The sequence below is a fragment of the Pseudomonas sp. 2995-1 genome, assembly GCF_002742505.1.
GTDB classification, from domain to species: Bacteria; Pseudomonadota; Gammaproteobacteria; order Pseudomonadales; family Pseudomonadaceae; genus Aquipseudomonas; species Aquipseudomonas sivasensis.
On record NZ_LJSA01000604.1, the window covers coordinates 34752 to 48310 of the forward strand.

The 13559-nt window shown below is 56.4% G+C and carries 10 protein-coding genes and 2 tRNA genes; 1 reads left to right on the forward strand and 11 read right to left on the reverse strand.

Annotated elements, in window-relative coordinates; translation table 11 throughout:
* Positions 1-44: 44 nt before the first annotated feature.
* Positions 45-2978 (forward strand): DUF748 domain-containing protein, encoded by a 2934-nt coding sequence (locus AOA61_RS28410; RefSeq protein WP_099603204.1) that lies wholly within the window; start codon positions 45-47, stop codon positions 2976-2978.
* A gap of 154 nt (positions 2979-3132) precedes the next feature.
* Here the strand turns inward: AOA61_RS28410 and AOA61_RS28415 are convergent, their stop codons facing one another.
* The 11 genes from AOA61_RS28415 to secG form a co-directional block, all read right to left on the reverse strand.
* Entirely contained in the window at positions 3133-3753 is a 621-nt protein-coding gene (locus AOA61_RS28415) for a BON domain-containing protein (RefSeq protein WP_032884723.1), read from the reverse strand.
* Between the two features lie 294 nt (positions 3754-4047).
* The gene (gene pnp, locus AOA61_RS28420; protein WP_032884722.1) at positions 4048-6153 is read right to left on the reverse strand and encodes a polyribonucleotide nucleotidyltransferase; all 2106 of its coding nucleotides are present in this window, start codon (positions 6151-6153) and stop codon (positions 4048-4050) included.
* Positions 6154-6349: 196 nt separating this feature from the next.
* Entirely contained in the window at positions 6350-6619 is a 270-nt protein-coding gene (rpsO, locus tag AOA61_RS28425) for a 30S ribosomal protein S15 (RefSeq protein ID WP_003177875.1), read from the reverse strand.
* Between the two features lie 115 nt (positions 6620-6734).
* On the reverse strand, positions 6735-7652 hold the full coding sequence (gene truB, locus AOA61_RS28430; RefSeq protein ID WP_032884721.1) for a tRNA pseudouridine(55) synthase TruB: 918 nt from the start codon (positions 7650-7652) through the stop codon (positions 6735-6737).
* Positions 7653-7655: 3 nt separating this feature from the next.
* Positions 7656-8051: a 30S ribosome-binding factor RbfA gene (rbfA, locus tag AOA61_RS28435; protein WP_003176137.1), complete on the reverse strand. Its 396-nt coding sequence runs from the start codon at positions 8049-8051 to the stop codon at positions 7656-7658.
* A gap of 159 nt (positions 8052-8210) precedes the next feature.
* Positions 8211-10736 (reverse strand): translation initiation factor IF-2, encoded by a 2526-nt coding sequence (gene infB / locus AOA61_RS28440; protein ID WP_032884720.1) that lies wholly within the window; start codon positions 10734-10736, stop codon positions 8211-8213.
* Between the two features lie 27 nt (positions 10737-10763).
* Positions 10764-12245, reverse strand: a complete 1482-nt coding sequence (gene nusA, locus AOA61_RS28445) for a transcription termination factor NusA (RefSeq protein WP_003212187.1) — start codon at positions 12243-12245, stop codon at positions 10764-10766.
* A gap of 47 nt (positions 12246-12292) precedes the next feature.
* Positions 12293-12751, reverse strand: a complete 459-nt coding sequence (gene rimP, locus AOA61_RS28450; RefSeq protein ID WP_032884784.1) for a ribosome maturation factor RimP — start codon at positions 12749-12751, stop codon at positions 12293-12295.
* 140 nt (positions 12752-12891) lie between these two features.
* Positions 12892-12968, reverse strand: a tRNA-Met gene (locus AOA61_RS28455).
* 96 nt (positions 12969-13064) lie between these two features.
* Positions 13065-13150: transfer RNA gene (locus tag AOA61_RS28460), tRNA-Leu, on the reverse strand.
* 22 nt (positions 13151-13172) lie between these two features.
* Entirely contained in the window at positions 13173-13556 is a 384-nt protein-coding gene (secG, locus tag AOA61_RS28465) for a preprotein translocase subunit SecG (protein WP_010206600.1), read from the reverse strand.
* Positions 13557-13559: the final 3 nt, after the last annotated feature.

Genomic DNA, 13559 nt, shown 5'->3' on the forward strand with positions numbered 1-13559 from the left:
CCATACTCCAAGGCACTCCTGTTCGATATAGATGGCGCCGCCCCATGCCCAAAGGATTGATTCGCGCCACTGGCGCCTTGTTGACCGCCCTTGCCCTGTACAGTTTGCTGGGCTTTTTGATTCTGCCGGGCATCGCCCTTCGCGTTGCCAACCAACAATTGGCCCATTACGCCACGGTGCCGGCGCGGCTTGAGCGCATTGAACTCAATCCCTTCAGCCTGGAAGTCACCGCATGGGGCTTAAAGATTGGCGAACCCGGCAAGGAACAGGTGGGTTTCGAGCGCCTTTACGCCAATCTGCAGATTGACAGCCTGTGGACCCGGGCACTGCATTTGGCCGATGTGCAAATGGATCAGCCCAAGACGGAGCTGCTGTTCGACAAGTCTGGCCAATTGAATCTGGCGCAGTTGTTCAAGCTCCCTGCGAGCGAACCCTCCCCGGCCGCTCCCGATGCCAAGCCGTTCCCACTGCGTATCGACAGCATCAAGCTGGCAGGCGGCTATGTGCACTTTCAAGATCTGCGCCCCAGCGAACCTATCGAATTTCTCTACAACAAACTCGACTTCGAGCTGAAAAACCTCAGCACCTTGCCTGAAGACAACGCCGATATGACCCTGGTCGCGGCAGGCCCTGAAGGTGGTCAAATTGATTGGAAAGGCAACTTCAGCCTGGTGCCGATCACGTCCGAAGGTACGCTAAAGGTCACTGACGGCAAGATGAAAGCCTGGTGGCCATATGTGCGTGACGCGCTCCCCTTGGTACTCGAAGACGGTGTGCTCAATTTCAGCACCGACTACAAATTCAGCCTGGCCAAAGAAACCGAACTGAACTTGACCAACACCGCCGCCAGCATCGCGCCGTTCGCCTTAAAGGCACCGGATGGCCGCCCACTGGTGCGCCTGGAACGCCTGGACGTCAGCGAGACCACAGTGGACCTCGCCAAGCAGCAAGTGGTGGTCGGCAAGATCCGCAGTAATAAGCTGGAGACCTGGGCTGCTCGTGAGGCCGATGGGCAATTGGACTGGCAGAAACTGTTCGCCAGCCAACCGAGCAAACCAGCCAAGGCGCCGGAGCCTGCCACTGCGCCAGCTACAGCCGACTCTCCAAAGCCTGCCCCGACTGCGCCAAGCAAGCCTTGGCAAGTGCTGCTCAAAGACGTGCAACTGCGCAACTATCAAGTACATCTGGCCGACCGTCAGGCCAAACCTGCGGTAGCGCTGGAGCTGGGCCCGTTGAATGTGGATGTACAGAATTTCGACAGCCTCAACCAGAGCCCCTTTAACCTCAAGGTCGACAGCGGCCTGGGCAAGCAAGGCAAGATTCAGGCAACGGGCGTGGTCAACCTCAACCCAGTCAGCGCCAAGCTGAAGGTCACCACCAAAGATATTGACCTACGGGTTGCCCAGTCCTATATCAGCCCATTTATCCGTTTGGAGCTGCGTAGCGGCATGCTCGGCAGTGACCTCGACGTGAACCTGAAGAGCACCGAGCCCCTGGCGCTGCAGATTACCGGCCGAGCGCAGGTCGACCAGTTGCATACCCTGGACACCCTCAAGACACGTGACTTCCTGAAATGGCAGCGTCTGGTCGTCGAGGGCCTGAACTACCAGCACGGCGACAGCCTGTCGATCGACAAGGTCAACCTGCTGCAGCCATATGCGCGGTTCATGATCAACGATGACCGCACCACTAACGTCGATGACCTGCTGATCCCGCAGCCGGCCGACAGTGGCGCCAAGTCGGCCCCCAAGCCTGCGGCGAGCAAAGATAAACCCCTGGGCATTCGTATCGGGCAGATTGCGATCAACGATGGCTCGGCCAACTTTGCCGACTTCAGCCTGACACCCAACTTCGCCACTGCCATCCAACAGCTCAACGGCCAGATCGGCACGATTGACAGCCGTCAGGCCAAACCAGCCAGCGTCGACATCAAGGGCAAGGTGGACCGTTACGCGCCAGTGACGATCAAAGGCAGCGTGAACCCGTTCGATCCGATGGCGGCGCTGGATATCGCCACCAGCTTCAAGCGTGTCGAGCTGACGACCCTGACGCCCTACTCAGGCAAGTTCGCGGGTTTCCGTATCCGCAAGGGACGCCTCAACCTCGACCTGCACTATGTGATCACCAAGGGCCAGCTGAAGGCCGAGAACAAAGTGGTGGTCGAGCAACTGCAACTGGGTGAGAAAGTCGACAGCGCCGATGCCGTGGACTTGCCGATTCGCTTGGCAATCGCCCTGCTTAAAGACACTGACGGCAAGATCTCCATCGAACTGCCGGTGACCGGTGACCTGAATAACCCGCAATTCAGCGTGATGCCGATTGTGTGGCAGACCCTGCGTAACCTGGTGGTGCGTGCAGCGACCGCACCGTTCAAGTTCATCGGCGGGCTGGTCACCGGCGGCGGAGCGGAAGATCTGAGCAACGTGTCCTTCGCTGCCGGCTCAAGTGAGTTGAACAAAGACGCCGAAAGCGCGCTAAACACCCTGGCTAAAGCGCTGAAGGAACGCCCTGCCCTACGCCTGGAAATTGAAGGCACGGCCGCTGCCAGCAGCGATGGCCCCTTCCTCGCAGCGCAACGTCTGGAACGTGAATACCAGTACAACTATTACAAAATCCTGCAGCGCCGTGGCGACAAGGTTCCTGCCCAGGCGTCCTTGCTGGAAGTCCCGGAAAGCGAAAAAGCGCCATTGCTCGAAGGCATCTACCGCATCCGCGTGAAACAACAGCCGCCGGCGGAGTGGAAAGACCTGAGCCGCGATGACCGCACGGCCAAGCTGCGTGACGGCGTGATCAAGTTCTGGAGCAACAGCGACGTGCTACTGCGCCAACTCGGTCAGGACCGCGCGAGCACTATCAAAGACTACTTGGTGGATAAGGGCCAGTTGGAAGACGACCGCGTGTACTTCATTGATGCCCACCTGGGACAGGCGGAGAAAGATGGTCGCGTTGTAACGCCTATGCATCTGGATGCTGAATAACCACCGGCACCAGAAATAGAACAGGCCCCGACACAAGTGCCGGGGCCTGTAATGACCACATCCATATGGTCAGTCGCATGAACCTTAGAGGTGCATTTGAGTGGATATCTAACTCACTCGTGGCCGCCGCTTAATTCAAACGAACTGTCGAGCGTTACTCTGCTTTCAGGCCGTCGGCCGATACAGCTTTAACGCCTTTGATTTTCTTGGTGATTGCTACGGCGGTGGCTTTCTGTGCGTCGGTAACAGCTACAGTCGACGACAGGGAAACAACGCCTTTGTTGGTTTCGACTTTGATGTCGGTGCCAGGAATACCTTTCTCGGTAACCAGATCAGCTTTTACCTTGGTGGTGATCCAAGTGTCGCTGGTGGTTTCTTTGGCGTCATGAGCGGCGCCTTTGGTTTTATCGATACCGTCTGCTTTGGTAGCACCGCCAGCCATCAGGCCATCAGCGGAAACAGCGGTCACGCCTTTGATCTTTTTGGTGATCGAGACAGCAGTAGCTTTCTGTGCGTCAGAGATAGCGACTGTCGAGGACAGGGAAACCACGCCTTTGTTGGTTTCAACCTTGATGTCCGAACCAGGAATGCCCTTCTCGGTCAGCAGGTCGGATTTAACTTTGGTGGTGATCCAAGTATCCGAAACGCTTTCCTTAGCCTTGGTAGCTTCGCCAGCCGCCAACGTCATAGGGGCTTGGGAAGTCTGAGCAAAGGCTACGTTAGCACCCATGGCCAGAGTCAGAGCGGTAGCAGTAGCGAGAGCGAACTTCTTCATACGAGTAACTCCTGTTTTATTAAAAGTCTGCAGTACGTAAACCTTGATGCTGCAGCGTTAACAGGGATATTGCAGGCAGTGTGCCAAGTCGAAGCTCTAAATTAAATCCTTATAAAACAATGACTTAACAATAACGCTAATTTCCGGAATCGTGCAACTTGCATGAAGCCCATCATGCCTGCATGCAAGTTGCGGCTTTTGCAGAGGGCTAAACGGCTGATTTCACTTCACTTTCCCTCGCCCATAAAAAAAGGACCCCGAAGGGTCCTTTTTTTCAGCATAAGCCAGGGGTAATTAAACGCCCGAAGCCTTAGCTGCTGCTACGTCTTTGATGGACAGCTTGATGCGGCCGCGGTTGTCCACGTCCAGCACCAGCACTTCCACTTCCTGACCTTCTTTCAGAATGTCGGTCACTTTCTCAACACGAGCGTCGCTCAACATGGAGATGTGAACCAGACCGTCTTTGCCCGGCAGGATGTTGACGAATGCGCCGAAGTCGACGATGCGCTCAACCTTACCGACGTAGATCTTGCCGATCTCGGCCTCAGCTGTGATACCCAGAACGCGCTGACGTGCTGCCTCAGCCGCTTCCTTGGTTTCGCCGAAGATCTTGATCGAACCGTCGTCTTCGATATCGATCGAAGCCTTGGTTTCTTCGCAGATCGCACGGATGGTCGCGCCACCTTTACCGATAACATCACGGATTTTGTCGGTGTCGATTTTCATCGCGATCATGGTCGGAGCATTTTCCGACAGCTCGGTGCGAGACTGACCAATGATCTGGTTCATCTGGCCGAGGATGTTCAGGCGCGCTTCCAGGGCTTGGCCCAGAGCGATCTCCATGATTTCTTCGGTGATGCCTTTGATCTTGATGTCCATCTGCAGCGCGGTAACACCTTTAGCGGTACCGGCTACTTTGAAGTCCATGTCGCCCAAGTGGTCTTCGTCACCCAGGATGTCGGTCAGGATGGCGAACTTCTCGCCTTCTTTAACCAGACCCATGGCGATACCGGCAACCGGTGCCTTCATCGGCACACCAGCGTCCATCAGTGCCAGGGAAGCACCACAAACGGAAGCCATAGAGCTGGAACCGTTGGACTCGGTGATTTCCGACACAACACGGATGGTGTAAGGGAACACGTCAGCAGCAGGCAGCATGGCCTGAACCGAACGACGCGCCAAACGGCCGTGACCGATTTCGCGACGACCAGCGCCGCCCATACGACCACACTCGCCCACCGAGAACGGAGGGAAGTTGTAGTGCAGCATGAACGGGTCTTTTTTCTCGCCTTCCAGGGTGTCCAGCAGTTGTGCGTCACGGGCAGTACCCAGGGTCGCGACTACCAGAGCCTGAGTTTCGCCACGGGTGAACAGTGCCGAACCGTGAGTTTTCGGCAGAACACCAACTTCGATATTCAGCGGGCGCACAGTGCGAGTGTCGCGACCGTCGATACGTGGCTTGCCGTTAACGATGTTCTCGCGAACGGTGCGGTATTCGATTTCACCGAATGCAGCTTTGACTTCGCTGGAAGATGGCTGACCTTCTTCGCCCGAAAGCTTGGCAACAACCTGGTCCTTCAGCTCGCCCAGGCGAGCGTAACGGTCGGCCTTGACGGTGATGGTGTAGGCGTCGGAAATGGCGGCGCCGAACTCGGAGCGGATAGCGCCCAGCAGTTCGGTGGCTTCGGCTTGCGGAGCCCAGGCCCAAGTAGGCTTGGCGGCTTCAGCAGCCAGTTCTTTAACGGCGTTGATCACAACCTGGAATTCGTCGTGAGCAAACAGTACAGCACCCAGCATCTGGTCTTCGGTCAGCTCTTTAGCTTCCGATTCAACCATCAATACGGCTTCCGAAGTACCGGCAACGACCATGTCCAGGCTCGATGCTTTCAGTTGCTCGTAAGTTGGGTTGAGCAGGTAGCCGGTGCTCTCGTGGAAAGCAACGCGGGCAGCGCCGATAGGGCCATCGAAAGGAATGCCGGAGATAGCCAGGGCAGCCGAAGTACCGATCATCGCAGCGACGTCCGGATCGGTTTTCTTGCTGGTGGAAACGACGGTGCAGACAACCTGCACTTCGTTCATGAAGCCTTCTGGGAACAGCGGACGGATCGGACGGTCGATCAGTCGGGAAGTCAGGGTTTCTTTCTCGGAAGGACGGCCTTCACGCTTGAAGAAACCGCCAGGGATCTTACCGGCAGCGTAAGTCTTTTCCTGGTAGTGAACAGAAAGAGGGAAGAAGCCTTTGCTCGGGTCAGCGGTCTTGGCGCCAACAACGGTCACCAATACGGTGACGTCGTCATCAACGGTAACCAGCACTGCGCCGGAGGCTTGACGGGCGATACGGCCTGTCTCAAGGGTAACGGTCGACTGACCGAACTGGAATTTTTTGATAACCGGGTTCACGGTGTCCTACCTTCTTTGTGGCTCTTGGGGAACTTGTTTTCTTACGAAATTCTTGGGCAATGTCGGGAATCGGCCCAACCCTTGTCCAGGGGGTAAAACGTGTATCCAGATAAAACTTGAGGCTGGGAGCCTACCATGGGCCAGCGGGAATCCCACTGACACACGGCAGACAACCAACCTCTAGCGCAATCGCTTATTAGCGACGCAGACCCAGGCGACCGATCAGAGTCTGATAACGACCCAGATCCTTGCCTTTCAGGTAATCCAGCAGCTTACGACGCTGGTTTACCATGCGGATCAGACCACGACGGGAGTGGTGATCTTTACCGTTGGCCTTGAAGTGACCTTGCAGCTTGTTGATGTTGTGGGTCAGCAGTGCAACTTGCACTTCTGGCGAACCAGTGTCACCAACAGCTTGCTGATAGTCAGCAACGATTTGTGCTTTTTCTTGAACGTCGAGAGCCATGAGGCAATCCTTTTTTCAGGAAACCACCCAAAGGGCAGTCTCAACAGGCCAGGGACAAATCCCTGTATCTAAAAATGAGTGTTGACCGTGCCTGTTAACAGCCACACTCGTTCGGTCATTCTGACCGAATCAGTCTACGTGGCGCGATGCGCCCGTCTTCGCTCACTTCACCGATACCGATAAAGCGACCGTTATGATCCTGTACTCGCACCATGCCGAACTTAGGGGCATCCGGGGCACGTACCGGCTGGCCGTTAAGCCAGTAGAACGCGCTGTGCTCCGAGAAGTGCAGCAATGGCCAATCCAGCAAACCACTGTCCGATGGCATCAGGAAGCGATCAACCGCTTCATTGCCGCCTTCGGCGTGTACCGCTTCCAACTCTTCCAGCGTAACCGTCTGGGCCAGGCTGAAAGGTCCGGCCTGAGTGCGTCGCAGTTCTGCGACGTACGCGCCGCAACCGAGCTGTTCACCAATATCCTCCACCAGGGTACGGATATAGGTGCCTTTGCTGCAGTCCACGGCCAGTCGTGCGGTTTCACCCTCACAAGCGAGCAATTCCAAGCGCGCAATAGTAACAGAACGCGGTTCACGCTCCACTACTTCGCCGGCACGTGCCAGCTTGTAAAGTGGCTGCCCGTCACGCTTGAGAGCCGAGTACATCGGCGGTATCTGACTGATTTGCCCACGAAAAGCGGGCAAAGCGGCTTCGATATCAGCACGACCAACGGTCACGTCGCGAACCTGTAAAACATCACCTTCAGCATCCGCCGTGGTGGTGGTCTTGCCCAGTTGCATCAGGGTTTCGTAACCCTTATCGGAATCAAGCAGGTATTGCGAGAACTTGGTCGCTTCGCCAAAGCACAGCGGCAGTACGCCGGTGGCCAGTGGGTCGAGGCTACCGGTATGCCCGGCCTTCTCGGCATTGAGCAGCCAGCGGACCTTCTGCAACGCCGCATTGGACGTAAAGCCAATGGGCTTATCAAGCAGAATGATGCCGCTGACGTTGCGACGGATACGTTTGACCTGAGCCACCGCTTACTCCTTGGCGTCTTCAGGTGTGGACGGATGCTGGCTGTCTTCAGCCACGGCGCGCTCGATCAATGCAGACAAGTGTGCGCCACGCACGACGCTTTCGTCGTAGTGGAAGTGCAACTGCGGAACACTGCGCAGCTTCATCTCGCGGGCCAACTGCATGCGCAGGAAGCCGGCAGCCGAGTTGAGCACTTTGATGCTTTGTGCGATTTCTTCGCTGTTGTCCTGGCCCATCACGGTGATGAAAATCTTGGCGTGACCCACGTCACGGCTCACTTCAACAGCGGTGATGGTGACCAGGCCAACGCGTGGGTCTTTGACTTCGCGACGGATCAGTTGGGCCAGCTCGCGCTGCATTTGATCGCCGATACGTTGGGTACGGCTGTATTCTTTTGCCATGTCTTGTTACCTGTTACTGCCACACGGTGAAACCCATGGGGTCTGAAAGCGGCAAACGCCCGGCCTGACAAAAGCCAGACCGGGCGTTGCGTTTAGAGTCCGTACGCTGCGCGAGGCATTTGCATGCCCACACGCGGCGTGGCTCCGGAAGTGCGCGAGTTAGAGGCTGCGAGCAACCTGAACCTTCTCGTAGACTTCGATCTTGTCGCCAGCCTTGACGTCGTTGTAGCTCTTGACGCCAATACCGCATTCCATGCCGGCACGTACTTCAGAAGCGTCATCCTTGAAGCGGCGCAGGGATTCCAGCTCGCCTTCGAAGATAACGATGTCTTCACGCAGTACACGGATTGGACGGTTACGGTACACAGTGCCTTCGACAACCATGCAACCGGCGATCGCGCCGAATTTCGGCGAACGGAACACGTCACGTACCTCGGCGATACCCAGGATATTCTCCCGAACGTCACTGCCAAGCATGCCGGTAAGGGCTTTCTTGACGTCTTCGATGATGTCGTAGATGACGTTGTAGTAACGCATGTCCAGGCCTTCCTGCTCGACGATCTTCCGTGCGCCAGCATCAGCACGCACGTTGAAACCGAACAGTACAGCGTTGGAAGCCAGTGCCAGGTTGGCGTCGGATTCGGTGATACCACCGACACCGCCACCGACAACACGCACTTGCACTTCATCGTTACCCAGGCCATTCAAGGCGCCGTTCAACGCTTCGAGAGAACCACGAACGTCAGATTTAAGGACGATATTAAGCGTCTTCTTCTCTGCCTGGCCCATGTTCTCGAAGATGTTTTCCAGCTTGCCAGCGTGAGCGCGAGCCAGTTTGACTTCACGGAACTTGCCTTGACGGAACAGAGCCACTTCACGGGCTTTCTTCTCGTCGGACAGCACGCTCATCTCGTCGCCAGCGTCCGGGGTACCATCCAGGCCGAGGATCTCGACAGGGATGGAAGGACCCGCTTCTTTGATTGGCTTGCCGTTCTCGTCGAGCATGGCACGTACACGGCCATAGTTCGAACCGACCAGCACCATATCGCCTTGGCGCAGGGTACCGTCTTGAACCAGCACGGTCGCAACCGGGCCACGACCTTTGTCGAGACGCGATTCAACCACAACGCCACGACCTGGGGCCGATGGAGTTGCTTTCAGTTCGAGTACTTCAGCTTGCAGCAGGACCGCTTCGAGCAGTTCGTCCACGCCAGTACCGACTTTCGCCGAAACCGAAACGAATGGCGTATCACCGCCCCACTCTTCAGAGGTCACACCGTGAACCGACAGTTCGCTGCGGATGCGATCGAGATCGGCGCCAGGCTTATCGATCTTGTTCACAGCAACAACCAGTGGAACACCAGCGGCCTTGGCGTGCTGGACAGCTTCAATGGTCTGCGGCATCACGCCGTCGTCCGCTGCAACTACCAGGATCACGATATCAGTCGCCTTGGCACCACGGGCACGCATTGCGGTAAACGCGGCGTGACCTGGGGTGTCGAGGAAGGTGACCATGCCGCGCTCGGTTTCAACGTGGTACGCACCGATGTGCTGAGTGATACCACCGGCTTCGCCAGCAGCTACCTTGGCACGACGAATGTAGTCGAGTAGCGAAGTCTTACCATGGTCAACGTGACCCATTACGGTCACAACTGGCGCACGGGAGAACGTCTCACCTTCAAACTTCAGGGACTCTGCCAGGGAATCTTCCAGGGCGGTGTCGCTGACCAGGGTCACTTTGTGGCCCAGTTCTTCGGCTACCAGTTGAGCAGTTTCCTGATCAAGCACCTGGTTGATGGTCGCTGGAGTACCCAGTTTGAACATGAACTTGATGATTTCAGCAGCCTTGACCGACATCTGATTGGCAAGATCGCCAACAGTGATGGTCTCGCCAATCTGCACATCACGCACGACAGGACCGGTTGGGCTCTGGAAACCGTGGGCGTTGCGCTTCTTCAGCTTGGCCTTGCCGCGACCACCGCGACGGAAGCCATCGCTCTCTTCGTCGGTAGTACGTGGAGCAACGCGTGGAGCAGGCGCTTTCTCTTTGACCGAAGCACGATGCGGAGCGTTTTTGCGCTCGCCATCGCCACCACCACCGCGACGATTGTTATCGTCGGCACGTGGTTTGTCCGGACGACGAGGTTCCTCACGCTTACGGGCATCAGCAGCAGGTGCTGGTGCAGCGGCAACCGGAGCGGCCTCGCGCACAGCTTCCACAGGAGCGCTAGGCGCGGCGACCGCATCAGCCGAAGCAGTTTGCGCAGCAGCAGGCTGGCGACGCGCTTCTTCTTCGGCGCGACGCTTGGATTCTTCTTCAGCCTTCTGACGAGCAGCATTATCTACTGCGCGACGTTCATCCAGTTCACGCTTGCGCTCGGCTTCAATTTCTTCCGGGCTGCGCTGTACGAAGACTTTCTTCTTGCGTACTTCAACGCTGATGCTCTTGCTACCAGCAACACGCAGGGTGCTGGTGGTTTTGCGCTGCAATGTAATCTTGCGCGGTTCTTCCACTTTCGCCTTGTGGCTGCTCTTCAAGTGAGTCAGCAAAGACTGCTTCTCACTATCGCTCACACCTTCATCGGCGGCGGTGTGCGGCAGACCTGCCTCACGCATCTGCTGCAACAGGCGCTCTACCGGTGTTTTGACCTCATCGGCCAGTTGTTTCACCGTGACTTGCGTCATGCACTTCTCTCCTCAGGCCGCGCCTAATTACTCGAACCAATGGGCTCGGGCGGCCATGATCAACTTGCCGGCACGATCATCGTCAATGCCGTCGATGTCGAGCAGATCGTCAATAGACTGCTCGGCCAGGTCTTCGCGGGTAATTACGCCGCGCACCGCCAGTTCCATCGCCAAATCCTTGTCCATACCCTCAAGCGAGAGTAGGTCTTCGGCCGGATGGGCGTCTGCCAGCTTTTCCTCAGTAGCGATGGCTTTAGTCAACAAACGATCCTTGGCCCGAGCGCGAAGCTCGTTGACGGTGTCTTCGTCAAAGCCGTCGATGTTGAGCATTTCTTCCAACGGTACGTAGGCAATCTCTTCCAGGCTGGTGAAGCCTTCATCTACCAGCACCTGTGCCAGGTCTTCGTCGACTTCCAACTCGTCAATGAAGTTGCGCAGGATGTCACCGGTTTCAGCTTGCTGCTTAGCCTGGATGTCCGATTCGGTCATCACGTTCAGGGTCCAGCCGGTCAATTGGCTGGCCAGACGCACGTTCTGACCACCACGACCAATGGCCTGAGCCAGATTGTCTGCGCCAACGGCGATGTCCATTGCATGGGCATCTTCGTCAACGATAATTGCCGCCACTTCAGCAGGCGACATGGCGTTGATCACGAACTGCGCCGGGTTATCGTCCCACAGGACGATGTCCACACGCTCACCGCCCAATTCGCCCGACACTGCCTGGACGCGCGAGCCGCGCATACCGATGCAAGCGCCTTGCGGGTCGATGCGTTTGTCCTTGGAACGGACCGCGATCTTGGCGCGCGAACCCGGGTCGCGGGACGCAGCCATGACTTCGATCAGGCCTTCGGCGATTTCCGGCACTTCGATACGGAACAGCTCGATCAGCATTTCCGGCGCGGTACGCGACAGGATCAACTGAGGGCCACGGTTCTCGGTGCGGATTTCCTTGAGCAGCGCACGCAAACGCACGCCGACACGGAAGGTTTCGCGAGAGATGATGTCTTCGCGGGCCAGCAACGCTTCGGCGTTGTTGCCCAGATCGACGATCACATTGTCGCGGGTAACTTTTTTCACAGTGCCGGAGATAATTTCTCCCAGCCGCTCGCGATAGGCGTCAACGACTTGAGCGCGCTCGGCTTCACGAACCTTCTGCACGATGACCTGCTTGGCGGTCTGTGCAGCAATGCGGCCGAACTCGATGGACTCGATCTTTTCTTCGACGACATCACCAACCTGGGCGCCTGGGTGCGTTTCGGCAACCTTGCTTGGCCAGGTTTCGATGGCCGGATCATCAAGATCGGCTTCTTCGACGACCGTCCAGCGACGGAAAGTCTCATAGGCACCGGTGTGGCGGTTAATTTCCACACGCAGATCAACTTCGTCTTCAAAACGCTTTTTGGTAGCAGTGGCCAGAGCCAACTCCAGCGCTTCAAAAATCACGTTTGCCGGTACGCCCTTTTCATTGGATACCGACTCAACAACCAGCAGTACTTCTTTGCTCATCGTACGCCTCGCCTTTCGCAAGCCATTGGATCCGCGGGATCCGCGTCTCAGTCAAAACTGGGAATAATGTTGGCCTTGTCGATCATATCGATCGGCAACAGGAACTCATGGTCTTCTACCTGCACCACGACATCCTGTTCTTCTACACCGCGCAGAAGGCCCTGAAAGTTGCGTCGTCCTTCAAAAGGAGATCGCAGCTTGATCTTCACTTGTTCACCGGCAAATTTTGCAAACTGATCAATAGTGAACAGTGGGCGTTCCATGCCTGGCGAGGAAACTTCGAGGGTGTATTCAACGGAAATTGGATCTTCAACATCCAGCACACCGCTGATCTGACGGCTGACAATGGCACAATCGTCCACCAGCACACCGCCCTCTTTATCGATATAAACGCGCAACATTGAGTGGCGACCTTGAGCCGAAAACTCAACACCCCAGCATTCATAGCCTAGGGCCACGACCACCGGGGCCAACAAGGCCTGCAACTCTTCTAGCTTGCTCGACACCTGAACCCCCTCGTGCATGTATGTGCATGCTGTGCAAAATAAAAAAATGGGCGAAACGCCCATCCTTGAAACGCCGTCGAACAGCGGCGTTGAAAGTGTCCAGCTAACAAAAAGCCCCTTAAAAGGGGCTCCGCTAAAACTGGTTGCGGGGGCCGGATTTGAACCGACGACCTTCGGGTTATGAGCCCGACGAGCTACCAGACTGCTCCACCCCGCGACAAAGCTGGGGCGGAAGTATACGACCGATCCCTTACAGGGTCAATGTAACCTTCCACCTACAAGAAAGCCCGCAACAGCGGGCTTTCCTGATAATTGGTACCGAGAAGGGGACTCGAACCCCTACACCCTATGGGCACAACCACCTCAAGGTTGCGTGTCTACCAATTCCACCACCTCGGCAATACAGCGCTTACAACCCTTCTTACTTCTGCTCTTGAGCTGGAGGTACGTCAGTCGCTGGAGTAGCCGACTTTTGCTCTTGAAGCACCGGAACATCATCAGAAGCCGGTTTTGCTTTTGGTACTTCCAACACTGCAGGGTTTGGCAAACCTACTTGAGTCAGCACATGAGCTTTCTCTTTAGCAAAGTAACCTAACCCTAAGCTGGTTATGAAGAAACCGGCGGCAAGTATAGCAGTAAACTTACTAAGAAAGGTAGAGGAACCTTGGCTTCCGAATACAGTATTTGAAGCACCTGCACCAAAAGACGCACCAGCATCCGCACCTTTACCCTGTTGCAACAAAACCAGGGCAACTACGCCCAGGGCTGCCAACAGATGAAAAACGACTACGACTGTTTCCAGCATTTT